This window comes from Corynebacterium bovis DSM 20582 = CIP 54.80 (genome assembly GCF_030408615.1).
Lineage (GTDB): Bacteria > Actinomycetota > Actinomycetes > Mycobacteriales > Mycobacteriaceae > Corynebacterium > Corynebacterium bovis.
Genome location: NZ_CP047187.1, coordinates 165355 through 191254, shown reverse-complemented (window position 1 = coordinate 191254; position 25900 = coordinate 165355). Strand labels below are relative to the sequence as shown.

Genomic DNA, 25900 nt, shown 5'->3' with positions numbered 1-25900 from the left:
CGCCGGGTAGCGTCGCGGAGATGTCCCGTCGTCCCCCCGCCGCCGCCCCGCCGGGCGACGCCGCCATGACGCGCGTCATCTGGCCGGCCCTCGCCGCCGCGGCCCTCGGCCTCGTCCCGTTCACCGTCTTCAGCACGTTCCTCGTCGGCATCGCGGACGACGCCGGCGCGGACGCCACGGTCCTCGGCGGCCTCCGCGGCCTCGGCGGGGTGGCCGCGCTCGCGACCGGCGTGGCGTGCGCCCCGCTCATCGACCACCTGCCGCGGCGGACGGTGGCCGCGGGCGCGCTCGTCGTCCTCGCCCTCGCCTGCGCCGCGGGGGTCCTCGGGCAGACGTGGTCGTGGGTCGTGTTCTGCCTGCTCGTCGGCGGGGGCACGGCGACGCTCACCCCGGCCGTCACCGCCGCCGCGTCCGACGCCTTCCCCGACGACGCCACCGCCGGGCGCGCCGCGACGCTCGTCTCCTCGACGACGACCCTCACCGCCATGCTCGCCGCGCCGCTGCTCGCCGGGCCGGCGCTGCTGTGGGGGTGGCGGGGCGACCTCGTCGCCGTCGCGGTGCTGTGTGTCGTCGCCGCGGTCGCGCAGACCCGCTCGTCGCTCGGGGCCGCCGCGCCGCACGCCCCCGCCGCGCACACGCCCGGCACGCCCGTCGGACCCACCCCCGCCGCGCACACGTCCGGCTCCCCCGCCGCGGCCACCGCCACGACACCCCCGCGCCGCCCCGGCTACCTCACCGCGCTGCGCACCGCCTCCCGCCTCCCCGCGGTCGTCCCGCTCCTCGGCGTCTCGACTGCCCGCACCGCCGCGTTCATGGGCCAGCTCGCGTTCGTCGCGGTGTTCTACAACGAGACCTTCGGCCTCGGCCCCGGGGTGTTCTCCCTGGTCTGGAGCCTGTCCGGGCTCTCGTTCTTCCTCGGCAACTGGTTCGGCGGCCGGTTCCTCCGCGCCGTCGACGCGCCCCGCACGGTCCTCACGGTCACCGTCGTCGCCGCGCTCGTCGGCACCGGCTCCGTCACGGGGCTCTTCCTCGCCCCGGTGCTCCCGGTGGCACTCGCGATGACGTCGCTGACCTCGGTCGCGCACGCGGTGGTCGCCGCCTCGGTGACGACGCTGCTCGTCCGCCGCGCGGGACCCGCACGCGGGACCGTCCTGTCGCTCAACGGCGCGGGGCAGTCCCTCGGCACGTTCGGCGGCGCGGCGCTCGCCGGCCTCGGCATCTCGGCCGGCGGGTGGCCGGGGGCGGCGGCGGTCCTCGCGCTGACGACGCTCCTCGCGGTCGCCTGCGCGCTCACCGCCGCCCGGTCGGGCCGCTCAGCGCCCCCGCGCCCCGCCCCGCACGCGCCGGCGTGACCGCGCGGTCGCCAGGGCGGCGTCGAGAACCGTGAACACCACGAGCGACACCCCGACCAGCGGGAGGAACACCCCCACCGTCACCGCGAAGACGACCACGCACCCGTACGCGCCCCACGGCAGCGTCGACGGCACGCCCGGCACCCCGGCGAGGCCCGCGCGGGAGCCCGGGCGCGTCGGCCGCCGGCGCCACCACATGCGGTAGCCCTGCACGACGATGAGCGCGATGCCCAGCCCCACGACGCACAGCGCGATCTGCAGCGGCAGGCCGAACATGATGCCCATGTGGAGGTAGATCCCCCACGCGGACAGGCGGCTGAACAGCGGCAGGTCGCCGAAGTCCTGCCGGTCCACGATCCCGCCGTCGCGGCCGTCGACGGACACGGCGTCGGACGTCGTGCGCCACGGCACCCACCGCTCGTTGACCTGCCAGGTGGAGGTGGGGCTCGCCGGGGGCCGGACGGTCAGGGCCCCGGTGAGCCCGGCCTTCCGGGCGGCGACGACGACGCGCTCGATCTGCGCCGACACCGTGCGCGGGGAGACCGTCGCCGCGGCGTCCCCGCCCGCCCCGCCGTGGCCGGCGTGACCCGCGTGGGCACCGTCGCCGCCGTGGCCGGCGTGACCCGCGTGGCCGTCGTGGCCCGCGTGTCCCTCGTGGCCGGGCGGGACGACCGGGCCCGGGAGCTCGGTGTCGATCGGCGTGGCCTTCCACTTCATCGCCGTGACGACGGCGTTGACGTTGTCCCCGGCGAAGTGCGACCACGTGATCCCCGTGGCGGACAGGCCGAGGACCGCGACGAGCAGCCACACGCCCGTCACGGCGTGGATGTTCATCGCGCCGCGCCGGCGGACGGCGGTGTCGCGGCGGGTGCCCACCGGCGTCGCCGTGCCGGCCGCGGGTGCGGTGCCGGCCGCGGGTGCGGCGGCGTCACCGCCCGTCGCCTCCGCGGTCGCGGGGGTCCCGGCGGAGGGCGGCGTCGACCCCCGACCCCGCAGCGGCAACCACAGCCGGGCCGGCCGCGCGCCCCGGCGGCGGGCCGCCCGCACGCGCCGCCACCACAGCCACAGGCCGCCGAGCGCGATGATCCACAGCCAGGACGCCGCGAACTCGGAGTACACCTCGCCCGGCGCGCCGAGGTTGAGGCTCTCGTGCAACCCGGAGACCCACCGCCGGAGGGGCAGCTCGCCGAGGCTGGAGTAGGTCGCCTCCTCGCCGAGGACCCGGGCGTCGGAGGGGTCGACGAACACCGCCAGCGGGTTACCCTCCGCGTCGGCGGGGACGTCGAAGAGGACCCGCGTGCTGTCCGTGGGCTGCTGCGCCGGCCACACCTGCGCCACCGTGAGCTCCGGGTGACTGCGCTGCGCCGCGTCGACCTGCTCGTGGAGCGGAACCGGGGCCGCGACCGCGGGGACGGTCGTGAGGTCGCGGTAGACGTACTCCTCCGCCGTCGGCGTCAGGGCGTAGAGCGCCCCGGAGAGCGCCGCGACGAGGATGAACGGTCCGACCGCCATGCCCGCGTAGAAGTGCAGGCGGAGGATGAACGCCCCGAGCTGGCGGCGCAGCGGGGGACGGCGGCCCGGGGACCGGCCGTCCGACCGCCGCCCCGGCCGGGCCGTGTGGGGACCCGGCGCGGACGCCGCCGCGGACGCGGACTGTGTGGGGGACGGTGACGGCGGAGCGCCGTCGGTGAGGGGTGTCACGGTCACGTGGTGCGGACCTTTCAGGTCGGCGGCCCCCGCGCGGGGGCCGTGGGCCGGTGCTGCTGCGGACGGGGAAACAGTCGCGGGACGGGGCCCGCGAGTTCCCCGGGGACCGGGGGCGGGGTGGCGCGGGACGGGGCGGCGTCGTCGCAGGGCACGTCACATACCCGGTGGGGGAATGCGGGCGCCACCCCCGCGGAGGGGTCCCCGTCGACACCCCCACACCCGGTCCCGACGCCCCCCGGACCCGGTCCCGGCGACCGCACCACCGGTTCACGAGGCGTTCACCGACCGGCGGACCACCGGCCACGGTCCGTTCACGACCGCCCCGTAGCTTCGGCTCCGAAGCACGCCCGGTGGAGCGCGGCGCGCCCCGCGCGGACGGCTGACCACCCTCACGAAGGAGTCAACGAGGAGCCATGACGAACCCCACCCCCCACACCCAGCCCGTCCCCGAGACCGGGGCCACCCCGGCCGCCACCCGCCGCGGCCGCTCCCTCACCCGCCGCCTCACCGTCCCCGCCGTCGCCGCCGCCGCGGTGGCCGGCCTCGTCACCGGTGCCACCCTCACCCAGGGCACCGGCACCCCGGCGCAGGACGACGTCTCCACCGTCGCCGGCCAGGGCGTCGCCTCCCGGCAGGCCGCCGGCACCCTCTCCGAGCACGGCGGGGCCCGCCGCATCCAGGGCGACCAGACCGACGCCATCCGCGACGCGGTCAGCCGCACCGGCGCGAAGAACGTCATCCTCCTCATCGGCGACGGCATGGGCGACTCCGAGATCACCGCCGCCCGCGACTACGCCGAGGGGGCCGGCGGGTTCTTCCGCGGCCTCGACGCCCTCCCCGCGACCGGCCAGTACACGCACTACTCCCTCAACAAGGACGGGTCGCCCGACTACGTGACGGACTCCGCCGCCTCCGGCACCGCCTGGTCCACCGGCACGAAGACCTACAACGGCGCGATCGGCGTCGACATCAACGGCAGGGACCAGGAGACCCTCCTCGAGCGGGCGAAGGCCGCGGGCAAGGCCACCGGCAACGTCACCACCGCCGAGATCGAGGACGCGACCCCCGCCGTCGAGGTCTCCCACGTCACCAACCGCCGCTGCTACGGCCCCGAGGCGACCTCGAAGTCCTGCGCGGACAACGCCCTCGAGAACGGCGGGCGGGGCTCCATCGCCGAGCAGATGCTCACCACCCGGCCCGACGTCACCCTCGGCGGCGGCGCGAAGACCTTCGGCGAGAAGGCCAAGGCCGGTGACTACGCGGGGAAGACCCTGCTCGACCAGGCCCGGGAGCGCGGCTACCAGTTGCCGACGAACGCCTCCGAGCTCGACGCGGTGACCGCCGCCGACCAGGAGCGCCCGGTGCTGGGCCTGTTCTCCTCCGGCAACATGCCCGTCCGCTGGACCGGGCCGAAGGCCTCCCAGGGCGGCTACGCGCAGCCCGCCGCGAGCTGCGAGGACAACCCGAAGCGCGACGCCTCCGTGCCGACCCTCGCGGCGATGACGCAGAAGGCCATCGACCTGCTGAAGACCCGCAAGGACGGGTTCTTCCTCCAGGTCGAGGGCGCGTCCATCGACAAGCAGGACCACGCCGCGAACCCGTGCGGGCAGATCGGCGAGACCGTCGACCTCGACGAGGCCGTGCAGAAGGCGCTGGAGTTCGCGCAGCAGGACGGTGAGACGCTCGTCATCACGACCGCCGACCACGCGCACACGAGCCAGATCGTGCCGACCGTCGACGAGCTGGAGCCGGGCCTGTACCCGGGCCTGACGTCGAAGCTGCGGACCCGCGAGGGCTCCGAGCTCACGATCAGCTACGGCACCAACGGGGACCCGAACGGCTCCCAGGAGCACACGGGCACGCAGCTGCGCGTCGCCGCGTACGGGCCGGGGGCCGCGAACGTCGTGGGCCTCACCGACCAGACGGACCTGTTCTTCACGATCGACAGCCAGCTGGGCCTCGGGCGGAAGACCCCGGAGGCCCCGTCGACGCCGGAGTCCTCGCTGCCGGGGTCGGTCACCGACCCGCGGCCGGGGTCGCTCGGGTCGCTCCCCGGGTCGACGGGCAGCTCCCTCACCGGCTCCCTGCCGGGCAGCTCCATCGTCGGCTCGCTGGGGTTCTGACCGGGGTGGCCGGGGCGGCCGGGTGGCGGTGAGCCCTGAGCCGGGCCTCCCCGCGACGGCCCCCTGAGCCGGCCCCTGTCCCGGGCGCGGTCCCGGGCCCCCCTTCCTTCACGACGACCGGCCCCACCGTGACGTCCCGTCCCCGCACCTCAGGTGCGTGGAGGACGTCCTGCGGAGATCCCGCAGCGGTGGGGCCGGTCGTCGTCGTGTCCCCCGGTGTCAGTTCCGGGCGGCACCGGACGCGGCCACGTCCTGACCCGCCGAGCGGACGCGGAACGCGGACACGATCGCGGCGATGCCGAAGACGATCCCGTAGATCCCGGCGAGCCACACGAGCGCGGCCAGCGAGGACGCCGGGTGCGTCAGCAGCAGGATGCCGATGAGCACGCCGAAGATGATGTTGACGACGCCGAGCAGGATGCCCCACCCGCCGAGGCGGGTGTCGATGAACTCGATGACGCCCTGGATGACCAGGCCGACGGCCAGCAACCACAGCACCAGCAGGCTCCCGACCACGGCGAACGTGAGCGGGAAGACGATGATCGCGACGGCGGCGAGGAGCGCGATGATGCCGCCGGCGAGCGTCCAGCCCCACCCCTGCGCACCGCCGCGGCGCCGGGTGAACGCCAGGCTGATCGTGCCGATGCCGTCGATGACGAGCCACACGCCGATGGCGAGGGCGATGAACGTGCCGACGACCGCGGCGCTCACGGCCGGGGCGATGAACAACAGCACGCCGAGAATGAGGGCGAAAATTCCGCGGATGAGGAGAACGCGGAAACCGAGGCGGGTGACGTCACCGACAGTGGCGATTCCGGCTCCTCCGGCGGCGGTGTCCGCGGTGTATCCGGCACCGGATGCGTCGGTGGCGGCGGCGGTGCCAGCGGTTTCGTCGTCGGTGTGTCCGACCGGACGGGCCGCGGACGCGCCGGCGGGGTCGACGTCCGGGCGGGAGGGATCAGTGCGATCGCTCATTGTCTTTCCTTTCATTCCGAGGACGCAGCCCAGGGGGCTGCAAAAAAGTAAATAGGGTGTACTCCTCCACTCTATGCCGGTTTTCCCCTCTCTGGCATGGATGTATTAGAGCGTCCCGTTTTCCGTCACCGGCCACCGGCCGTGCGCCACCCGGCCACCCCGCCCCGTCGTCCACGCCCGTCGTCCGCGCCGCGCCACCCGGCCACCCCGCCCCGTCGTCCACGCCGGACGAGCGCTCCCCCACGCTCATCCGCCGGCCCCCGCTCCCGCCGTCGTCCTACCTCACGTCGTCGGTGGGGTCGTCGCTCGCGAGCAGCGTCCCCGCGTTCTTCCCCAGCATGAGCGTGTAGATCTGCTCGATGTGGATGAGCACGGCCTTCCGCGGCGGGTTCCATCCACGGTCCTCGGCGTAGCGGACGCAGTCGTCCCACGCCGGGCCCTCGTCGAGCACCTTGGCGCGCCCGATGAACCGGTAGCCGTCGAGCGCGTCCCAGTCCACGACCGCGACGGCCGCGCGCGAGCCCTCGAGCAGGTTCGCGAGGTGCTGCCGGGCGGTGTTCTCGTTGTAGATCAGCGTCTCGTCGTCCCACACGCGCAGCGTGCGCTTCGGCCCGATGTCGGGGGTGAGGGACTCCGCGTCGGTCACCGTCGCCAGGAACGGCAGTTGGGCGTCGATCATGTCCTTCATCTGCTCGGTCAGTCTCGCCATGTCAGGCACCTCCATGTGGTTGTGAGTCTCGCTACACCCGCCGACCCTACACGATTGTTCAATGTACGGTGATGCCAGAGTTCATTGTATTGAACTTTGCGGACGTCGTGCCGCCCGCACCGCCGGCCCGCACCGCCTGTACCACCGGAAGGAGACCATCCGTGCCACACACGGAGCCCCGGCTCGTGTACTTCTCCTCCGCCTCGGAGAACACCCGCCGGTTCATCGAGAAACTCGGCGTCCCCGCGCTCCGCATCCCGCTGCGCCGCTCCGACCCGCCGCTGGAGGTCCACGGCCCGTACGTCCTCGTCACGCCCACGTACGGCGGCGGGGACATCGGCCGGTCGGTCCCGAAGCAGGTCATCCGCTTCCTCAACGACCCGGCGAACCGCCGCTGGATCCGCGGCGTCATCACCAGCGGAAACACCAATTTCGGCACGGCGTTCTGCTGCGCGGGGCCGATCATCGCGGCGAAGTGCGGGGTGCCGGAGCTCTACCGGTTCGAGCTGCTCGGGACCGCCCGGGACGTCGCCCGGGTGAGGGAGGGTCTCGACGCCTTCTGGGCGCGCCAGGACTCCCCCACCCCGCCGGCCGACCCGGCCCGGACGCACCCGGTCACGCCCGCCGACCCGGCCCGGACGCACCCGGTCACGCCCGCCGACCCGGCCCGGACGCACCCGCACGCCACCGCCGGCTGAGCCGCACGTCGACCCCCGGACAACCCCGGCCCCCGGGACCCGGCCCGGGCCCCGCCCCGGACGACCCCCGGACCTCACCCAGACCACCCTCCCCGACCAGAAGGAGCACACATGAACTACATCGACGTGTCACAGACGCCGCCCCAGTGGGCCGGCTCGCCGGACACGCCCCTCCGCCCGATCAACTGGAACCGGCTGCAGGACCCGAAGGACCTGGAGATCTGGCAGCGCCTCACGGGCAACTTCTGGCTGCCCGAGAAGGTGCCGCTGTCCAACGACCTCGCGGCGTGGCGGGGCCTGACGGACGCCCAGCGCCGGTTGACCACGCGGGTGTTCACGGGCCTGACGCTCCTGGACACGGTCCAGGCGACGGTCGGCGAGATCAGCCAGATCCCGGACGCCCGCACGGAGCACGAGCAGGCGGTCTACACGAACATCGCGTTCATGCAGGCCGTCCACGCGCGGAGCTACAGCAGCGTGTTCAGCACGATGTGCAGCTCGGACGAGATCACGGAGGCGTACACGTGGGCCGTCGGCAACCCGACGCTCCAGGCGCGCGCGACGACGGTCATGGCGCACTACACCGGCGACGACCCGTTGAAGCGGAAGGTCGCCGCGACCCTGCTGAGCTCGTTGCTGCTGTACGCCGGTTTCTACCTGCCGTTGTGGTTCAGCTGCCGGGGCACGCTCATGAACACGGCGGACATGATCCGGCTCATCCTCCGGGACAAGGCGGTCCACGGCTACTACTCGGGGTACACGTACCAGCGCGGCCTGGAGGCGCACCCGGAGCGGGTGGCGGAGATGGAGGACTTCACGCACGGGCTCGTCGAGACCCTCCTCGACCTGGAGACGCGGTACTCGGGCGAGCTGTACGAGGGCATCGACGCGCAGGGTGTGCAGGGCGGCGGGGGTCGGCCGATGATCGACGGCGTCATGGCGTTCGTGCACTACAACGCGGACAAGGCGCTGATGAACCTGGGGTACGCCCCGCGCTACGAGGACGAGGCCGCGCGCACCGAGCCGGAGATCCTCGCCGCGCTCGCCCCGGACTCCAACGAGACGCACGACTTCTTCAGCGGGTCGGGGTCGAGCTACGTCATCGGCCGGGCGGAGTCCACGGAGGAGTCCGACTGGGCCTTCTGAGGTCCCGGGGGACGACGCCCACCGCCGGGTGCCCCGCGCGGTGGCCGGTGGTGTCGCCCGCCGCGCGGGGTGCGGGGTGTAGGGCGCGGGGTGTGGAGTCCGGGGCGGGGTGCGGGGTCCGGGGCGCGGCCGGGGCGGGGTGCGGGGTGCGGGGCGGCCGGCGCGAGGTGCGGGACACGCCCCTCCGTGATGTGTCACCCGTCGCCGGTCAGGTACGCTAGGACAGCTGCAGCCCCGGGGACGGCCCGCCGGGCGGGATCCGGGAGGTGGACGGACGGCATGACGACGGCACAGCGGACACATCTGACGGCCACGACGGCGCTGGTGCTCCTGTGGGTGCTGACGCTCGTCATGGGGGTGGCCGTCGAGAACGGGGAGCTCGGCACGGTCCTGGACTACCCGCCCGCGGCGGTGATGACCCCCTTCGGCGTGGCCGGGGCCGTGAGTCTGCCGCTGTACGCGCTCGCCGCGCGGTCCGGGCGGACGGACCGGGCGGCCGCGTCCACCGCCGCGCGGCCCGGGTCCGCCACACCCGCCGGGCACGCCGCGTCCACCGCCGCGCGGTCCGGGCGCGTGACACGTCACTGACCGGTACCCGGTGTGCCCCGGCCCACACCGGAGCCTATCCTGACTGACATGCCCGATTCATTGTCGTCGGCGCCGGACACCCCGCCCGGCAGCACCACCGACACCACAGACACCACGGCCACCACCGCCCTCCCCGCCGCACCCCGCGACCGCTGGACGGTCCGCACGACGACGGGCCTCGTCAAGGGCCACGCCGCCACCGGCGTCACCGCCTTCCGCGGCATCCCCTACGCCGAACCGCCGACCGGTGACCTCCGGTTCCGCCGGGCCGTCCCGAAGACCCCGTGGACCGGCGTGTTCCACGCCGACCGCCCCGGGGACTACTGCGCCCAGTTCCGCAACCGGCGGCTCGGCTGGATCGGCTCCGAGGACTGCCTGTGGCTCAACGTCGTCGTCCCCCGCCCGGACCCGCGCGGCCCGGCGGTCGACCCGTCGGCCCGCCGGCCCGTCGTCGTCTACCTCCACGGCGGCGGCAACGTCCACGGTTCCGCCGGGGAGCCGCTGCTCACCGGGGAACACTTCGCCACCGCGATGGACGCGGTGTACGTGGCGGTGAACTACCGCCTCGGCGTCCTCGGCCAGCTGTCCCTCGCCCACGCCGAGCCGTCGTCGATGATGCCGGACCCGTCGCGGGCGGACGCGAACGTCGGCCTCAGCGACATCGTCACCGCCGTCGAGTGGGTCCACGCCAACGCGGAGGTCTTCGGCGGGGACCCGTCGCGCATCACCGTCATGGGCGAGTCCTCCGGCGGGGCGATGGTGTCCGCCCTCACGGCCGTCCCCCGGGTCCGGCCGCTGCTCGCGGGCGCGATCTCCCAGTCGCCGGCCGCGGCGATGGTCCACACGCCGGACCTCGCGGCGTACTGGTGCCGGCGGGCGGCCCACCACTGGGCGGAGCTCGCCGCGGCACCGTCGGGCCCCGGGCGCGGGCAGGTGCGGGCCGGGGAGGCGCTCGTCGACACCTCCCCGGAGGCCCTCAGCCGCCTCACCGAGGCCCTGAGCAGGGACAACCTGTCCGCCGCCCACGATCTCGCCGGGCCGTTCGCCCCGGTCGTCGACGGTGACCTGCTGCCCGCGCACCCGCTCGCGCCCGGCGCGCAGACCGGCCTGCCCCTGCTCACAGGCACGAACCGGCACGAGTACCTGCTCATGCGGTGGGAGCCGGCGACGACCGCGCACCAGCGCGCCCGGGCCCGGCGCCTCGCGGCGGCGATCGACGGGAGCGTGTCGACGGACCTGTTCGACCGGTTCTACGCGCGCGGCCGGACCCGGCGCCGGTGCGCGATGTTCATGAGCGACGCGATCTTCACGGCCCCCACCCGCCGCCTCGCGTCGGTGCAGCCGGACGGGGCCGCGTGGATGTACCGCCTGGACCTCGAGACCCCGTCGCTGCGGGCGACGGGGGTGCGCGCGATCCACGCCCTCGACCTGCCCGTGCTGTTCGAGCGGTACGACGCCGGGCGTGGCCCGCTGGCCCTCGCCCTCGGCGGGAGGGAGGCGATGGTGCGGACCACCGCCGTCATGCAGCCGCGCTGGCGGGCGTTCATCCACGACGGCGACCCGGGGTTCCCCCGCTGGTCCGAGGACCACACGGTGCAGGTCTTCGGCGCGGTCGAGGGGGATCGGGCGGGCGACCCGGCCGAGTTCACGGTGCCGGACCCGGACCCGGAGCTGCGCCGGGCGTGGGACGCGGTCGACCTGCTGCCCTGACCGGGGTCGGGGGGTCGACGGGCCCGGTCGGCGTCCGGCGGGGCCGGGGTTCCCGCCGGGGTCGGGGGGTTCGACGGGCCCCTCAGCCGGCGACGCGGGCCCCGGCGCGGGGCGCGGCGGCGGTGTCTGACCCGGCGGCGTCAGCGTCGTCCCCGGCGTCCGCGGACCCGGCGGTGTCGGCGACGTCGGCCATGGAGGGGGCACGGTCGACCATCCCGTCACGCGCGGCGTCGAACGTCTCCTTCGACCAGATCCCCGCGCGCTTCGCGACGACCGTCGCGACCAGCGACTGCCCGGTGACGTTCACGGCCGTGCGCCCCATGTCGACGATCGGCTCGATGGCGAGCAGCAGGCCGACGCCGGACAGCGGCAGCCCCAGCGTGGAGAGCGTGAGGGTGAGCATGACCGTCGCCCCCGTCGTGCCCGCCGTCGCGGCGGAGCCGATGACGGACACGAAGATGATGAGCAGGTAGTGGGTGACGGTGAGGGGGATGTCGTAGAACTGCGCGACGAACAGCGCGGCGACCGCGGGGTACACGGCGGCGCACCCGTCCATCTTCGTCGTCGCCCCGAGCGGCACGGCGAAGGAGGCGTACTCGGTCGGCACGCCCATCGACCGCTCGGTGACCCGCTGCGTGACCGGCATGACACCCATCGACGAGCGCGTGACGAACCCGAGGCTCGTCACCGGCCACACCCGCCGGTAGAACCCGCGCACCGGCAGCCCGGTGACCTTGAGGACCACCGGGTAGATCACCCCCATGACGAGGGCGAGGCCGATGTAGATCGCGAGCACGAACTTGCCCAGGGACCCGAGCGCACCCCAGCCGTAGTCCGCGACCGCGTGCCCGATGAGCGCCGCCGTGCCGATCGGGGCGAGGCGGATGACCCACCACAGGACCGTCTGCACGACCGAGAGGAAGGACTCCATGAACCCCAGGAACGGCTCGGCGGCCTTCCCGGTCTTCACGGCGGCCACGCCGATGACGAGGGAGATGACGAGCAGCTGGAGCACGGAGAAGGAGAGCGTCGGCGACCCGTGGCTCGTGCCGACGCCCAGGCCGAGGATGTTCTGCGGGACGATGCCCTTGAGGAACGCCGTCCAGCTGCCGGTCGTCGACGGTGCGGCGGCGGAGGCGGCGTCGACGGACGCGCCGAGGCCGGGCTTCATGACCGTGCCGACGAGCAGCCCCGCGAGGACGGAGAAGAACGCCGTCACCGCGAACCAGATGAGGGTGCTCACCGCCAGGCGCGCGGCCCCGGTGACCTTCCGGAGGTTCGCGACGGACGTCACCACGGCGGCGACGACCAGGGGCGGGATCATGACCTTGAGCAGCTGGACGTAGGCGTCGCCCACACCCGTGAGGAGGCCGGCGAGCCAGCTGCCGCCGTCCGCACCGCCCTGGCCCCGGGCGATGAGGCCGAGGATGACGCCGACGATGAGGCCCGCGACGACCTGCGCGCCGAAGCCGGTGAGCCAGCCGGGCAGGCGGGTCCGGGTCGACGCCGGGGTGTCGGCGGTGGTGGCGGTGGCTGCTGTGGTCCCGGCGGTGGCGGTGGTCCCGGCGGTGGCGGTGGTCCCGGCGGGGTCGCCGCCGGTGGGGGTCGGGTCTGACATGAGTGTTCCTCGTGACGTCGGGTGGGCGGGGTGCACCGGGTGCACGGTGTCCACGGTGTGGGCGGTGGGGCGCCGACCGGTGACGGGTAGACCGGTCTGTCTTCATCTGTCCGTCGAGTCAACCACACCGGCCCCCGCCGCATTCCCGGAACCCTGTGTCATGTGCATCACATCCCGCGCCGGGCCGCCCGCGCCCACCCGCCGCACCGGCCGCACGCACCCGCGCGCCGCCGTCGCCCCACGCCACCCGCGCGCGGACCCCGCGCACGCACTACGATCGGTGCGATGCGAGTGGTCTTCATCCCCGGCATGGCCCGCACCGGCGCCGACGCCGACGCCTTCTCCTCCTTCCTCCCACCGGAGGCGCACGTCGTCCCCGCGGACCGCCCCGGCCCCGGCTGGTCCGGAGGCCCCCTCCCCGACACCCACTTCCGCCACGACCTCGCCGTCCGGCAGGCCGTCGCGTTCGCGGGCGAGGGGCCGGTCGTGTACGTGGCGCACTCCTTCGGCGGCTACATCGCGGAGATCGCCGCGCGGCAGCTGGAGGCGTCCTCGCCGGGGCAGGTCAGGGGGATCGTCTTCCTGGACTCCTCGACGCCCGGGGTGCCGCGCCCGATCATGGACCCGCGTCGGCTGTGGGCACTGTGGCGGCCGGTGATCTGGGCTCTCGACCGCGCGTCGGGGGTCGTCGACGACCACCGGGTCTCGACGCTGCTCGCCACCGGGGCACAGGCGGTCCGCGAGAACGCGTCGTTCCGGGCGACGGCGCGCGAGGTGCGGCGGGAACGCCGGCGCCGGCCGGGGGCGCTGGACGGGGTGCCGACGGTCGTCGTCACCGCGCTCAGCGAGCGGGCGTGGCGGTGGCGGCGGCTCCCCGGCTCCTGGTACCGGCAGCAGGCGCGGATGGCGGGGGACCTCGCCGCGCGGCACCTCATCATCCACCCGAGCGGCCACCTGGTCATGAACGACCACCCGCGTGAGGTCGCGGAGATCGTCGCCGAGCTGCTCTGACGCGGCGCGACGGCCGCCGGGCCGCGACCGTCACGGTCGGCCCTGCCCGCCGTGCCGCGCCGTCACCGCGCGAGGTGGGCGTCCAGGCTGAACCGCGTGTCCGCCCGCTCCACGACCCACGGGTCATGGGTCGCGATGACCACGCACGCACCCGCACCGGCCATCTCCCGCAGCAGGTCCAGCACCATCCGCCCGTTGTCCCGGTCCAGCGCCCCGGTCGGCTCGTCCGCGAGCACCACCGCGACATCCCGGACCAGCAACCGCGCCAACGCCACCCGCTGCTTCTGCCCGCCACTGAGCTGGAACACCCGGCTGTCACCACGACCGGCCAGGCCCACCCGCTCCAACGCGTCGTCCACGGCCTCCCGCCGCGCCGACCGTGACCGGTGCCCGACCATCGCCAACCCGATGTTCGCCCGCACCGTGTCGTAGTCGACCAACGCGTAGTCCTGGAACAGGTACCCGACGCGGTCACGCCTGTACCTCCTCCGGGTCCGCCCGGACGCACCGTTGAGATCGGTGCCGTCGTAGAGCACCTGCCCCGCGGTGCACCGGTCGATCAACCCGATGCAGTTGAGCAACGTCGACTTCCCGGACCCGGACGACCCCGTCAGCACGTGGACACCACCTCCGGCGAACGACACATTCATGTCGTCCCAGATCACCGTCCCGCCGATCGACTTCGCCCCACCGACAACATCAATGTTCACACCATCCACCTTTCACACCGCCCGCGACTTCTGGATACGCCGCGACGCGGCACCCAACGCGGAAAGAATCACCGCCGAGGACCCCAGCACCACCCCGGCCACCGTCACCACCGCCCACGGCGAGATGACGTGCAGGATCGCCTGCTTCATCACCGGGTTGGAGAACTCCTCCCCGGCGTACCCGGCGTAGATACCTCCCAGCAGGCCCAAGGCCACCATCACCGTCACCGCCTCCATCACCAGCACCGCCCGGAACCGACGCACAACCCCCAACCCGAAGATGAAACCCACCCGGAACCGCTGGTACCACGCCAGGTAACACACGTACGCGAACCCCAGCCCCAACCCCAGCACAGCCACCACCGCCACCACCGCCGCAACGACATCCGCGGTCACCGTCATCCGGAACTGGTTGTGACTCTCGTCCCAGCTGTCCAGGACCGTCCGCTGCAGGAATATCCCCCGTCGGACGACGTCGTCGTCCGCCAGCTCGTTCACCGCCTCCCGGTCGCGGAAGAGGATGTTCCCGGTCGACATCAGCGAGAGGACCGTCGAGTCGTCGGCGGGGACGACGTCGTCCGGGGCGACGAGAACCATCGGGTCGTGCCGGACGACATCGGATTTCCACATCCCGGGTTCGAGAACGGGGTCGAGAACGGAATAGGGACCGTCGGGGACCCGCACGTCACACCCACGCTCGCCACACAGGTCCCGGCCCCCGTAGTACCCGCGGGACGCGGACTCGACGAGCGCCGTCACGTCGCCGCTGCCGGAGCCGTCACCGGAGCCGTCACCGGCGGTGGGCCCGGCCCCGTGGAGGAACACGGCCGCCCCCTCCGGGACGTCCTCCACCGCACGCCGGGCGGAGTCCGACAGGAACGTCGCCGCCGCCGACCGGTTCATCATGAGGACCGTCCTCCGGTCGACCGTCTCGAACCTCGTGAACTCCAGGACCTTCCCCTCAGCCTTCAGCCGGTTCACCACCTGAGTGAGCCGACCCTCCAGCGTCGTGAGGTCCTCGCCCGTCGGACCCGCGTTGACCGACACCCGGTAGAGTCCGCCGATCCGTTGGACGTCCGCCCGCATCTGCTCCTGGCGCAGGAACTCCGGGAGGTGGTTCCACAGGGACACGGTGGTGACGACGAGCAGGATGACCGACACGAGGCGCAACCCCAGACCGGACGACACCACCGTCAGCGCGGGCACCTTCCCGGCCAACGACCGGATGACGTCCACCCGCGAGGAGCACAGACAGGCCACCCACCACACGACCAGGTGCACGAGCATCAACGCGACGGCGTAGAGCAGGGTGTGGCGGCCGAACAACACGAGCCCGTCGACCGACGTCGCCAGGTACAGCACCACGGCCCCCACGACCGCGGCGGCGAGGGCGAACGGGACCCACCCCACGAGGCCGGCCCTCAGGTCCCCGAGGAACATCCTCCACGGTCCCGCCCCGTGCAGCGACAGCACCGCGTACCGGCGACCGTTGACGATCACCGCGTACAGGAGGAGCGCAAGGCTGATGAAGAGGATCTCCAGCAGCCCGACACCGAACGGCGTGGCCACCAGGATCTGCAGCTCCGTCGTCCGGAACGTGATGGTGTCCGCCCCGTAGCGGTGGGCGAGGTCCACGAACTGCCGGGTGACCTCCTCCCCTCCCGACATGTCGTACCCCTGCTTGATGTCACCGTCCGGAAGGTCCGTCAGCGGTCGGACGACATACGTCAGGGACGGCGTGAAGGACGTGTACCCGTCGCGCAGCCACCGGGCGCCGTGACCGCCCTGCGCGACATAGAGCGTGCGCACGCCGAAGTCCGTGCGGTCCACGACGACCGTGGCACCGGTGTTCGCTGAGAGGGCCTCGACATCGGCGATGAAGCGCCGGGAGCTGTCCGGGTCCACGGAGGTCGTGACCGCCACCGCGGAATCGACACCCCTGACCCGCTCCCTCTCCAGCATGACCGCTGTGGCGGCCCCGAGCACCACGCACCCGACGAACAGCACGGTCAGGGACAGTTTGACGATGGAATACGGGGACAGGGTCTTCATGTCATCTATGTCATCTTCCTTGCTCTGAGCGGACCCTTCGCAAAGAGATAGCAAAGCCTCGCGCGTGGCCGTAAGGGCTGGAAAAAAGTTCTTTCTGTCGCATTTTCCGGCGGCCTTTCCGGCGGCGTCACGTCCGCCCGTCGTCGCCGTCACCCGAGGTCGAGGCCCCGCCGCTCCCCGGCGCCGTCGCGCCCCCCACGGAGCGATTCACGGCACCGACACCGCACATCACCCTCATCAGGGGGTGACAGGACACAGATCGTCGGGGCTCGACGCCCGTCGGCACGCCGCGGCCAGGCCGCCCCCCCACGCCCGGGTGCCGCCCCGGCCCCGGGGGGACGGTATTGCGGACCGACATTCAGTGCTTCATTGTGAACGGCAATGACCGCATTCCCGGAGGACCCCATGACCGCACCGCGCCCCGACGGCCCCGGCCGGAACGCCGGCCCCGCCGCCACGCCCACCGACCACCCCGCGCCGGACGCCCCGGCCCCCACCCCGGGCGCCACCCACGCCGCCCACGCCGCCGCCGCTGCCACGCCCACGCCCGCGCCGACGCCGGACGCCGGCACGCAGCCGCACCTCGCGCCGGTCGCGGCGGACCCCCGGGAGCCCGCCCTCGCGCTCCGCGGGCTCACCAAGGTGTACGGCTCACAGGTCGCCGTCGACACCCTCACCCTCGACATCCCCCGCGGCAGTTTCTACGGCCTCGTCGGCCCGAACGGCGCGGGCAAGACCACCGCCATCATGATGGCGACCGGCCTGCTGCGCCCCGACGCCGGCGCCGCGTTCGTGTGCGGGCACGACGTCTGGGGCACGGGCATCCCCGCCCCACCCGCCCCACCCGCCGGCTCCCCCGGCACCGCCCCGGGCCCCATGCCGGTGGCCCCGACGCCCACCCCCACCGCCCCGACGGCGGACATGCTCGCCGCGAAGAACGCCTACGGCCTCCTCGCCGACGGCCTGCCCGTCTTCGACCGCCTCTCCGGCCACGAGTACCTCGAGTACCTCGGCCGGCTGCGCGGCATGTCCCCGGCCGTCATCGAGGAACGCAGCGCGGACCTGCTCACCGCCCTCGGCCTCGACGACGCCGGCACGAAGTCCATCGTCGACTACTCCGCGGGCATGACGAAGAAGATCCTCCTCGCCGGGGCACTCCTCCACCGCCCGGAGATCCTCATCCTCGACGAGCCGCTCGAGGCCGTCGACCCCGTGTCCGGCCAGGTCATCCGGGAGATCCTCCGCCGGTACGTCGCCGCCGGCGGCACGGTCGTCATGAGTTCGCACGTCATGGAGCTCGTCGAGGGCCTGTGCGACCACGTGGCGGTCGTCGCCCAGGGCCGGGTGCTCACCAGCGGCACCATCGACGAGGTCCGCGCCGGACGGTCCCTCTCCGACGTCTTCGTCCGCCTCGTCGGCGGCGGGACGATCGCCGAGGGCTCGCTCGGGTGGCTCGGGGGACCCGCCGGGGGGACGACGCCCACCTCCGCCGGTACTCACCCGGGTGGGGGCGGCACGGTCGACGGTGCCCCGGGCACGACGACGCCGGGGGCACCGCAGTGACCCGCACGATCCTCTCCCTGCACCTACGCCTCTGGCCGCGGGCCCTGCGCCGCAACCGCGCGCAGATCATCGGCATCGTGTTCACCGTCCTGTACGGCCTCGGCGCGGGTGTGGCCTTCGCCGCGTGGGCGGGCGCGTCCGCCGCCGACGGCGCCGCGGGCCCCCTCACCCTCACCCCCGCGATCGGCGTCCTCGCCTACTGGCTCCTCGCGATCATCCAGCCGTCCCCCGAGAACCAGCTGGACACGGCCCAGTTCGCCACGCTGCCGGTCCCCACCCGCCGCCTGCTGCCGGGCTTTTTCCTCGCCGCCATGCTCCAGTCCCGGAGTCTCGTCGCGGTCGTCGACACGGCCGTCACCGTCGGCTTCGGCACGTGGGGGATCCTCAGCGCCGACGCCGCGGGGTACACGTCCACCGGCGCCGCGGTGCTCGTGCCGCTGTGGGTCGTGGGCAACATCGTCAGCCTGGCCACCGCCGTGCTCGGCGGGGAGACCCTGGCCGCGCTCACCGGGGCGTCGACCAACCGACGGTCCTCGGAACGCATGACCGTCATCATCAGCGTCACGTTCGTCGTCCTCCTGGTCGGGTTCAACCTCGTCATCAACTCCGGCGTCACCGTCGGGGACCTCGGGCCGGTGGCGACGGTCGTCGGGTGGACGCCGCTCGGGGCCGCGGCCGGCGTCACGACGTCCCTCGCGACCGGGGCGTGGATCGCCGCGGCCGGGCGGGTGCTCGTCGCCGTCGCGACCGTCGTCCTCGCCGGCGTGGTGTGGACGCGCGCGACAGCGTCGTCCCTGACCCGGGTGGCGGCCGGGCAGGGCCCGGACGCCGGGGACCGCAAGGACGGGTCGGTCCTCCTCCGGTGGGTGCCGGGCGGCCCGACGGGCACGCTGTACTCCCGGATGATGCGGTACTGGCGGCGCGACTCGCGGCTCGTGCCCACGCTCTTCATGGCCCCGGCGGTCGTCGTCGCGATGCTGTTCCTCGGCGCGCCCCAGGACTCCGGGTTCGCGGGCACGTGGGGCCTGTCCATGATCCTGTTGTTCGTCCTCGGCCTGACCAGCAACGACTTCGGCATGGACGGCCCCTCCAACTGGGTGCACATGTCGGTCGGGGTCCGCGGACGGCCCCTCGTCCTCGCCCGGGCGGCGACGGCCGCGACGGTGTTCATGCCCCTCGCCGCCGTGTTCGTCATCGGCCGCGGGGTGCAGGAGGGGTTCACGACGTCGTGGGCCGCGACAGCCGCCGTCACGGCCTGCGGGGTGGTCATCGCCATCAGCTACGGGGCCGCGGCGTCCTCCCGCTTCCCGACGCCCGCGCCGAAGCCCGGCTCGAACCCCATGCGGAACAGCGGCGGGTGGAACGCGATGACGGTGGTCGTGCTGCTCAGCGCGATTCCCGTCATTGGCGTCCCGCTCGTGCCCGGGTCGGCCCTCATGGCCACCGCCTCCGGGCCGGGCGTCCAGTTCTGGGCCGGGCTCGCCGTGGACGTCGTCGTCACCGTGCTCATGGCCGCCGGCGGGCTGGCGTACGCCACCCGGCGCGCGGACCGGCGGTGGCCGGAGATCTTCACGGCGGTCCGCTCCTGGGCCTGAGCCGGCGGCCGGGTGCGCGGTCTGACGCGGCGGTCGGATCCCGGGCCTGGGCGGCCGGCGGGGCGGGGTGGTTGCCGCGCCGGCGGGGTGCGCGGAGGATGGCCCCATGACGTCCCCTCACCCTGATCCCGCACCGGCCACCCGACCCGACGACGCCGCGGACCGCTCCCCGGCCCCCGGCGACGCGACCGTCACCGACGTCCTCATCGTCGGGGGCGGCCCCGCCGGCCTCGCCGCCGCGACCGTGCTCGGACGGTCCCGCCGCTCGGTGGTCGTCGTCGACTCCGGCGAGCCCCGCAACGCACCCGCCGCCGGGGCCCACAACGTCCTCGGCCTCGAGGGCACCCCGCCCCGCGACATCCTCGACCGCGGCCGACGCGAGAGCGAACGCTACGGGGTGACCCACATCCGGGCCCGGGTCACCGACGCCGGCCGCGACGGCGACCTCCTCACCGTCACGACCGACGACGGCCGCACCCTCCGCGGCCGCCGCCTGCTCCTCGCCACCGGGCTCACCGACGTACTGCCCGACATCCCCGGCCTCGACGAGGGATGGGGCCGCGACGTCCTCCACTGCCCGTACTGCCACGGCTGGGAGGTGCGCGACGAGCGCATCGCCGTCATCGCCGCCACGCCGCAGTCCACGCACCAGGCGCTGCTCTTCGCCAACCTCAGCGACCGGGTGACGTTCGTCACCGGCACGGTCGAGCTCGACGACGACCAGCGCAGCCTGCTCGCCCGGGCAGGGGTGGAGACCGTCGGGTCCCCGGTCACCCGCGTGTCCCGGCCGCGGGGCGTCGGCGGGGTCGTGCACCTCCACCTGGCCAACGGCACGGAGATGGAGGTCGACGCGGTGGCCGTCGGCCCCTCCTTCGAGAGCAACACCGAGCTGTACGAGCGGCTCGGCGGAACCCCCGCCGAGCACCCGATGGGCCACCACATCCCCGCCGAGCCGACCGGGCGCACGCCGCTCGACGGCGTGTGGGCCGCCGGGAACGCCGGCGACCTCATGGCGATGGTCGAGTCCTCCGCCGCCGCGGGGGTCACGGCCGGGTCGATGATCAACGCCGAGCTCGTCATGGCCGACCTGCCGCCGGCGTGACCGGTGACCTGCCGCCGGCGGGGCGGGCGTGACCGGCGGGGCGGGGTGCGCGGTCTGACGCGGCGGTCGGCCCCCGGGCCCGGGCGGCCGGCGGGGGTGGGGCACCCGCGGGGACACGTCCCCGACACGCCGCCGGCCAGCCCCGCCCACTACACATGCCGGGCCGGGGCGTCTAAGGTGGCGTGCCATGACTTTCACCACCGCCCCGACCGCACCCCGCGGCCTGCGGCGACTCCACCGCCGTGACCTCCGGGCGGTCGTCGACGTCGCCACCGTCGTCGCCGGCCTCGTGGCGATCAACCTCACCGCGCACTTCACCTCCCTCAGCGCCGTCGCGACGACCGTGCCCGTCGGCGTGGCCTGCCTCCTCGTCATCATGCGGATGCGCGGCATGACCTGGCACGACCTCGGACTCGGCCGGCACACGACCCGCCGGGGCCTCGCCTACGGCACCGGCGCGGCGGTGCTCGTCGTCCTCGGCGTGGGCGTCGGGCTGGCACTGCCCGTGACCCGCGAGTTCTTCTTCAACTCCTCCTACGCCTCGGCGCGCACGGCGATCCTCGCCGCGCTCGTCGTCATCCCCCTCCAGACCGTGCTGCCGGAGGAGCTGGCCTTCCGCGGCGTCCTCCACGGCAGCCTGCACCGGCTCGGCGGCACGAAGGCCGTCTTCATCGCCGGGTCGCTGCTGTTCGGGCTGTGGCACGTGGCGTCGTCGCTGAGCCTCACCGCGACGAACGCCGGGCTCACCGCCGTGCTCGGCACCGGCACGCTCGCCCAGTGGGCGGGCATCGGGCTCGCCGTCGTCGCCACCGCCGGGGCCGGCGCGGGCCTGACGTGGCTGCGGCACCGCACCGGCAGCGTCATCGCGCCCATCGGCCTGCACTGGGCCCTCAACGCGGTCGGCGCGCTCGCCGCCGCCGCGGCGTGGCACTTCCTGTGACGCGCTGACCTGCGGGGGGGCGGGACGCGGGGGCGCTCCGCACGGCGGGGGGGCATCACGACGGGGGCTTCACATCCTTGACAAGGAGGGCTTCACGCTCCGGGCGCGGGGCATCACGCCGGGGGCGCGGGGCCGGCGCCGTCAGCCCGCCGGGCAGCGGCCGAGCTCCCGGTCCACCGCGTCGCGCTCCGCGGCCGTCACCCACAGCCCGTACTTCGCCTTGACCTGCACCTGCGTGGCGACGTACCGGCAGCGGAACGCCGTGTTCGGGGGCAGCCACGTCGCCGCGTCACCCGCGCCCTTCGCGGTGTTCGACGGCCCGTCCACGGCGAGCAGGTTCAGCGGGTCGTTCGCCAGCTCCGTGCGGCGCACGGGGTCCAGCTGCTGGGCGCCCTTCTGCCACGCGTCCGAGAGCGCGACGACGTGGTCGATCTGCACGGCGCTGCTCGTCTGGCGACCGCGGACGAAGGGGATGGTTGTACCGGTGTAGGGGTCGTCGAGGGTCCCCGACATCACCTTGCACCGCCCGGAGAGGACGATGTCGCGCAGGTCACGGGCCAGGATGTCGTTCCGGGTGTCGCAGCCGTTGCGGTCGACGTCGTCCCACGACGGGCCGAACTGCTCCCGCGTGTACCCGGTCTTCGGCGCACGGCCCTTGACGGGGAGCGTCGCGAGGAGTCCGCGGACGGCGGCGACGTCGACGGCACCGGGGCCGGGGGCACCGTCCGGGGCGGGCGCGGGGGCCGGGGCACCCTCCGGGGCGGGGGCCGGCGCGGGCGCCCCGTCCGGTCCGGGCGCGGGTTCCCCCTGGTCAGGCGCCGGAGCATCCGCGCCCCGGTCGGCGGGGACTCCCCCGGGTGCCGGCGCGGTCGTGCCGGCCGGCGTCCCGGTCGGCCCGAACGGCCCCTCGACGCTGACGTCACACGCGGCGACCGCACCGACGGCGACGAGGGCCGCCGCCAGCACGCCGACGGTCGTCCTCCTCGCCCGGGTTCGTCCGTTCCGCCGGGGTGCTCGACGCGTTCTCACCACACCAACCACTCCTGACACCACATTCCCACCAGCGTACAGACGTCACACCCGGTGGCACCGCCAGGGTCCTCCACGCACGGGACGGCCCCCGGTTGGCCCGCCCCCCACGGTGTCCCCCCAGAGCCGGGACGGACCGACGTATCCCCATCGCTGACCTTCTGTCAGCGCGTCCGACGCCAGCGCGGATGCAGTCGGAGGCCGACGCGGTCAGGTGACCACGTAGCCGACGGCGACACCGACGACAGCGATGGCCACGCACACGGCGAACGTGATCAGTAGCCGGGGCTGCCTGGCCGATGCACCAGAGGCCTCGCCGCCGGACCGTGACGCCAGGAAGACCTGGCAGCATTCTGCGACGAGGAACAGCACGATGAAAGCCAGCACCCATGCCCACACGGGAATTCCCGGATGGAATGGAACGGTGACTGCCGTGACCACGACAGCAAGGACGGCACTGTAGAGATGCTGTGACGCGTTGTTCGACTTCATGACGCCTTCCCGTGAGCAGGATGCAGCTGTGACCATTGCTTCCGCCGGCAGTGTCGCAGGCACCAGCGGTGACGATGCCGGCGATGGGCGTGGCGACTCCGCTCACCCTGCGGGCGGTTTGAGATTAACAACAATGAGAACGGGCATCAAGGGATGTAAAATTCCACATTTCTCCTGTGCCATCGTGACAGCTAATCCGCCGTACGCCAGGTGGGCGTGGCCTGCAGGTCTCGACCACACGAGACGTGGACCGGTGGGTGGTCAGCATTCCCGGTAGAAGGCCCGCGACATTCGTCGCGCGCTCAGGTGATGACGTGACCGATGTCCTGCGCAATTGTGGACGACATGCTCGTGTGTGCCCCCCCCGGTATCTCGTCGCCTGCGCACCTGGGTGGATGACGGCTGAGCGGGGGCGGGTGACTGATGCCGACTAGTCGAGGTCGCGGCGTCTGACGGGCCCGGTCGGGCGGTTCTCGGGGCGGATCGTCCCCTGATGGCGCAGCTCACGCTCGTGGGTCCGCCGGGCGGCCTCGGCGGCGACCTCGTCACGGTGCTCCGACCAGAACTCCCGCGTCATCTCCCCGAACTCGGCGTTGGCCCTCTCGAACTGCTCGGGGTCATGGTCCCTCTTCCACGGCGTCATGATGAACACCTCCGGCAGCGACCCGAGGAATGCGGCCGACGCCACGATCCCGCCGGCCGACGGCGTCGCCGAGGCCAGGCCGACGACCAGACCGACGACCGGCGGGGTGACGAGGTAGTTCGCCGACGCGGCCCACCCCTGGGGGACCTTCGTCCCCGTCCTCGACTGGAGATGCCGGTCAACCAGGGCCCAGACCACGCCTGAACAGACCCCGGTGACGACGGCCAGCACCGCCACCCGGACCAGGCTCATCCCCGGACGCGGGACCACCGCGTTGAGCACGGCGAGGCACACCCCGACAGGAACGGCGTTGACCAGGCCGATCGACGCCGAGCCGATCAGCGCATGTGTCAACGGAGCTCGTGGTGTGCCTGTCGCCGGTTCCTCCACCGGTCCTCCTCCTGCTGTCCGTGACCCTCACATTCTGCGTGACTCCGGCCGCTCCCCCACCGTCCGGCCCCCGGGGACCCGGACTATACCGCGGCGCGCACACCCGCGGCGGGTGGCGTCGTCCCCCACGGGCCGACCCTCCCGGGGCGACGCCGGCCGCCACCGACCCTCCGCGCGGCGACCATGAGCAGCACGAACGCCACCAGGCCCGCGAGCCCCTGGAGATTCCCCAGGAACCACTGCGACGCGGAGAAGGTGAAGTGCGGGAGCGACGCGTCGTACACCGTGTACGGCGCGACGAGATTCGCCGCGATGACCAGCGCGGCCGCGACGAACGTCAACCCGTCCCGGGTCCGCAGCACCAACGGCACGGCCACGATGATGCCGCACCAGTGGTGCGTCACCGCCACCGGCGCGGACACACTCACCGCGAGGACCGTCATGAACAGCACCGTCACCGGCCGGTCGACGCGCGTGAACTGCACCGCCGCCCACACCGCGCACACCGCGAACACCACGAGCCCGACGATCATGATCCGCCCGGCGACCTCGCCACCCATCCCCGTCCGCGCGAGCAGCCCCGTCAACGCCTGATTCAACGGGTAGTCCGGCTGCCCCGCCCGGTCCGAGGCCAAGAACTCGCTGGTCCAGAAGAACCACGACTGCCCCGGCGCCGCGACCGCCCCCACGACCGCCGTCGCGAGGAACGCGACCACCGACCGCGCCAACCCCGCCCAGTCCCGCCGGGCGAGGAACACGATCGCGTACGCCGCCGGGGTGATCTTGATCCCCGCCGCCACGCCGATGCCCACGCCGCGCAGCCACCGGGGCGTGAACCGCAGCACGTCCGCCGTGACCAGCAGGATGAGGAAGATGTTCACCTGCCCGTACATGAGGTGCGAGCGCACCGGCTCCAGCGCGAGCGCCGGGCCGAGCAACCCCACCGCCGCCACCGGCGCCCAGCGGATCCCCAGCCGCCGCGCGGCCATCGCCAGGACACCCCACGCGGCGACGACGGACGCGACGGTCCACACCGCCTCCATCACCTCCTCCGACATCCACGTCAGCGGGACGAACAGCAGCGCGGCGACCGGCGGGTAGATGAACGCGAACCCGCTGCGGCTGGGGAAGTCCGGGCCGTAGAGCGGCAGGTCGCGGAGGAAGGCCTCGCCCGCGTCGCGGAACACGCCGACGTCCAGCAGGTACCGGTCGCGGGCGTGGTCGAGCGCGAAGCCGGTCAGCCGGAGCGCCAGCAGCACCGCCGCGATGAACAGGACGACCAGCGGCAGGCGCGTGAGGTAGGGCGGGGGTGTGAGGGAGGCCGGGCGCCGGCGGGGCGCGCGGGAGCCGGTGGCGGTGGCGGTGGCGGCCGTGGGCGTCGCCCGACCCACCCGATCGTCAAAGCTCGTCTGGTCCGCCGGGTTGCTCACGGTGCGGTCCTTTCGGTCGTGCCTTCGGTCATTCCTGTGTCCGCGCCGTCACAGCGCACACGGGTACGCCCCGCGCCGCACGGTCCGCGGCGGCGCATACACGCAGGCACGCGGTACCGACAGCACGGTGGTCCGGCCGGTCGCCTGCGCAGGCACACGGGCACGCGGGATCACCGCCCGCCGCGCAGTTCCGGACGGGGCGTTGTGCAGGTCGTCACGTTACGGGACGGACCGTGGAAAATCCTACGGGCCCGTCGTGATTCTCCCGGTATCAGGTGTGATGCAGGGTGGGTCCCGACGCTCCCTCCGCCGGCCCA

20 protein-coding genes and 1 pseudogene are annotated in these 25900 nt (G+C 73.7%); 11 read left to right on the top strand and 10 right to left on the bottom strand.

All coding sequences use genetic code 11. From position 1 onward, the window contains the following. The first annotated feature begins 20 nt into the window (after window positions 1–20). Window positions 21–1352: an MFS transporter gene (locus tag CBOVI_RS00595; protein ID WP_198485087.1), complete on the top strand. Its 1332-nt coding sequence runs from the start codon at window positions 21–23 to the stop codon at window positions 1350–1352. Here the strand turns inward: CBOVI_RS00595 and CBOVI_RS00590 are convergent. Then, window positions 1314–3059, bottom strand: a complete 1746-nt coding sequence (locus tag CBOVI_RS00590) for a PepSY-associated TM helix domain-containing protein (protein ID WP_125197003.1) — start codon at window positions 3057–3059, stop codon at window positions 1314–1316. The genes CBOVI_RS00595 and CBOVI_RS00590 overlap by 39 nt on opposite strands. A 413-nt stretch (window positions 3060–3472) precedes the next feature. Here CBOVI_RS00590 and phoA point away from each other — a divergent pair, with 413 nt between their 5' ends. Continuing rightward, complete coding sequence (gene phoA / locus CBOVI_RS00585) at window positions 3473–5182, top strand: alkaline phosphatase (protein WP_010274723.1); 1710 nt, start codon at window positions 3473–3475, stop codon at window positions 5180–5182. A 219-nt stretch (window positions 5183–5401) separates the two neighbouring features. Here the strand turns inward: phoA and CBOVI_RS00580 are convergent, their stop codons facing one another. Together CBOVI_RS00580 and CBOVI_RS00575 are read right to left on the bottom strand one after the other, a co-directional pair. After that, on the bottom strand, window positions 5402–6157 hold the full coding sequence (locus CBOVI_RS00580) for an HdeD family acid-resistance protein (protein ID WP_010274725.1): 756 nt from the start codon (window positions 6155–6157) through the stop codon (window positions 5402–5404). Between the two features lie 277 nt (window positions 6158–6434). Beyond that, window positions 6435–6866, bottom strand: coding sequence for a pyridoxamine 5'-phosphate oxidase family protein (locus CBOVI_RS00575; protein ID WP_010274728.1), 432 nt, complete (start codon window positions 6864–6866; stop codon window positions 6435–6437). 185 nt (window positions 6867–7051) lie between these two features. Between CBOVI_RS00575 and nrdI the strand changes: the two are divergent. From nrdI to CBOVI_RS00555, 4 genes and pseudogenes are all read left to right on the top strand, one after another. Continuing rightward, window positions 7052–7435, top strand: a pseudogene (nrdI, locus tag CBOVI_RS00570) (class Ib ribonucleoside-diphosphate reductase assembly flavoprotein NrdI); the annotation flags it as partial. A 240-nt stretch (window positions 7436–7675) separates the two neighbouring features. Further along, window positions 7676–8710: a class 1b ribonucleoside-diphosphate reductase subunit beta gene (gene nrdF / locus CBOVI_RS00565; RefSeq protein WP_010274735.1), complete on the top strand. Its 1035-nt coding sequence runs from the start codon at window positions 7676–7678 to the stop codon at window positions 8708–8710. A 279-nt stretch (window positions 8711–8989) separates the two neighbouring features. Beyond that, window positions 8990–9298 carry a hypothetical protein gene (locus tag CBOVI_RS00560; protein ID WP_125187216.1) on the top strand — a complete coding sequence of 103 codons (309 nt, stop codon included), beginning with the start codon at window positions 8990–8992 and terminating at the stop codon, window positions 9296–9298. 48 nt (window positions 9299–9346) lie between these two features. Continuing rightward, entirely contained in the window at window positions 9347–11008 is a 1662-nt protein-coding gene (locus CBOVI_RS00555; protein ID WP_050798186.1) for a carboxylesterase family protein, read from the top strand. A gap of 82 nt (window positions 11009–11090) precedes the next feature. On the opposite strand, the gene CBOVI_RS00550 is transcribed toward CBOVI_RS00555, so the two are convergent. Beyond that, window positions 11091–12626 (bottom strand): dicarboxylate/amino acid:cation symporter, encoded by a 1536-nt coding sequence (locus tag CBOVI_RS00550; protein WP_010265435.1) that lies wholly within the window; start codon window positions 12624–12626, stop codon window positions 11091–11093. A 285-nt stretch (window positions 12627–12911) separates the two neighbouring features. Here CBOVI_RS00550 and CBOVI_RS00545 point away from each other — a divergent pair, with 285 nt between their 5' ends. Further along, window positions 12912–13637, top strand: coding sequence for an alpha/beta fold hydrolase (locus CBOVI_RS00545; protein WP_083825973.1), 726 nt, complete (start codon window positions 12912–12914; stop codon window positions 13635–13637). 62 nt (window positions 13638–13699) lie between these two features. Here the strand turns inward: CBOVI_RS00545 and CBOVI_RS00540 are convergent, their stop codons facing one another. Continuing rightward, complete coding sequence (locus CBOVI_RS00540; RefSeq protein ID WP_010265335.1) at window positions 13700–14347, bottom strand: ABC transporter ATP-binding protein; 648 nt, start codon at window positions 14345–14347, stop codon at window positions 13700–13702. Window positions 14348–14359: 12 nt separating this feature from the next. After that, window positions 14360–16399: a bacteriocin-associated integral membrane family protein gene (locus tag CBOVI_RS00535; RefSeq protein ID WP_010265332.1), complete on the bottom strand. Its 2040-nt coding sequence runs from the start codon at window positions 16397–16399 to the stop codon at window positions 14360–14362. A 405-nt stretch (window positions 16400–16804) separates the two neighbouring features. Here CBOVI_RS00535 and CBOVI_RS00530 point away from each other — a divergent pair, with 405 nt between their 5' ends. From CBOVI_RS00530 to CBOVI_RS00515, 4 genes are all read left to right on the top strand, one after another. After that, on the top strand, window positions 16805–17962 hold the full coding sequence (locus CBOVI_RS00530; protein WP_125187219.1) for an ABC transporter ATP-binding protein: 1158 nt from the start codon (window positions 16805–16807) through the stop codon (window positions 17960–17962). Next, entirely contained in the window at window positions 17959–19557 is a 1599-nt protein-coding gene (locus CBOVI_RS00525; protein WP_029157993.1) for a hypothetical protein, read from the top strand. The genes CBOVI_RS00530 and CBOVI_RS00525 overlap by 4 nt, the downstream gene beginning before the upstream one ends. 106 nt (window positions 19558–19663) lie before the next feature. After that, window positions 19664–20659 carry an NAD(P)/FAD-dependent oxidoreductase gene (locus CBOVI_RS00520; protein ID WP_010272385.1) on the top strand — a complete coding sequence of 332 codons (996 nt, stop codon included), beginning with the start codon at window positions 19664–19666 and terminating at the stop codon, window positions 20657–20659. A 187-nt stretch (window positions 20660–20846) separates the two neighbouring features. Further along, window positions 20847–21599, top strand: a complete 753-nt coding sequence (locus CBOVI_RS00515; RefSeq protein ID WP_010273281.1) for a CPBP family intramembrane glutamic endopeptidase — start codon at window positions 20847–20849, stop codon at window positions 21597–21599. Window positions 21600–21740: 141 nt separating this feature from the next. Here CBOVI_RS00515 and CBOVI_RS00510 read toward each other — a convergent pair whose 3' ends face one another. The 4 genes from CBOVI_RS00510 to CBOVI_RS00495 form a co-directional block, all read right to left on the bottom strand. Beyond that, window positions 21741–22565, bottom strand: a complete 825-nt coding sequence (locus tag CBOVI_RS00510) for an HNH endonuclease family protein (protein WP_185741552.1) — start codon at window positions 22563–22565, stop codon at window positions 21741–21743. A 273-nt stretch (window positions 22566–22838) separates the two neighbouring features. Beyond that, on the bottom strand, window positions 22839–23120 hold the full coding sequence (locus tag CBOVI_RS00505) for a hypothetical protein (RefSeq protein WP_125186350.1): 282 nt from the start codon (window positions 23118–23120) through the stop codon (window positions 22839–22841). A gap of 430 nt (window positions 23121–23550) precedes the next feature. Beyond that, the gene (locus CBOVI_RS00500; protein WP_029157851.1) at window positions 23551–24117 is read right to left on the bottom strand and encodes a hypothetical protein; all 567 of its coding nucleotides are present in this window, start codon (window positions 24115–24117) and stop codon (window positions 23551–23553) included. Between the two features lie 119 nt (window positions 24118–24236). Continuing rightward, on the bottom strand, window positions 24237–25583 hold the full coding sequence (locus CBOVI_RS00495; RefSeq protein ID WP_010268184.1) for a glycosyltransferase 87 family protein: 1347 nt from the start codon (window positions 25581–25583) through the stop codon (window positions 24237–24239). Between the last annotated feature and the right edge of the window lie 317 nt (window positions 25584–25900).

Excerpts from the sequence above, each read along its gene's own strand:
- CBOVI_RS00595 (WP_198485087.1), top strand. The coding sequence starts at position 21 with ATGTCCCGTCGTCCCCCCGCCGCCGCCCCGCCGGGCGACGCCGCCATG.
- phoA (WP_010274723.1), top strand. The coding sequence starts at position 3,473 with ATGACGAACCCCACCCCCCACACCCAGCCCGTCCCCGAGACCGGGGCC.
- CBOVI_RS00580 (WP_010274725.1), bottom strand. The coding sequence starts at position 6,157 with ATGAGCGATCGCACTGATCCCTCCCGCCCGGACGTCGACCCCGCCGGC.
- CBOVI_RS00575 (WP_010274728.1), bottom strand. The coding sequence starts at position 6,866 with ATGGCGAGACTGACCGAGCAGATGAAGGACATGATCGACGCCCAACTG.
- nrdF (WP_010274735.1), top strand. The coding sequence starts at position 7,676 with ATGAACTACATCGACGTGTCACAGACGCCGCCCCAGTGGGCCGGCTCG.
- CBOVI_RS00560 (WP_125187216.1), top strand. The coding sequence starts at position 8,990 with ATGACGACGGCACAGCGGACACATCTGACGGCCACGACGGCGCTGGTG.
- CBOVI_RS00555 (WP_050798186.1), top strand. The coding sequence starts at position 9,347 with ATGCCCGATTCATTGTCGTCGGCGCCGGACACCCCGCCCGGCAGCACC.
- CBOVI_RS00550 (WP_010265435.1), bottom strand. The coding sequence starts at position 12,626 with ATGTCAGACCCGACCCCCACCGGCGGCGACCCCGCCGGGACCACCGCC.
- CBOVI_RS00545 (WP_083825973.1), top strand. The coding sequence starts at position 12,912 with ATGCGAGTGGTCTTCATCCCCGGCATGGCCCGCACCGGCGCCGACGCC.
- CBOVI_RS00535 (WP_010265332.1), bottom strand. The coding sequence starts at position 16,399 with ATGAAGACCCTGTCCCCGTATTCCATCGTCAAACTGTCCCTGACCGTG.
- CBOVI_RS00530 (WP_125187219.1), top strand. The coding sequence starts at position 16,805 with ATGACCGCACCGCGCCCCGACGGCCCCGGCCGGAACGCCGGCCCCGCC.
- CBOVI_RS00520 (WP_010272385.1), top strand. The coding sequence starts at position 19,664 with ATGACGTCCCCTCACCCTGATCCCGCACCGGCCACCCGACCCGACGAC.
- CBOVI_RS00515 (WP_010273281.1), top strand. The coding sequence starts at position 20,847 with ATGACTTTCACCACCGCCCCGACCGCACCCCGCGGCCTGCGGCGACTC.
- CBOVI_RS00505 (WP_125186350.1), bottom strand. The coding sequence starts at position 23,120 with ATGAAGTCGAACAACGCGTCACAGCATCTCTACAGTGCCGTCCTTGCT.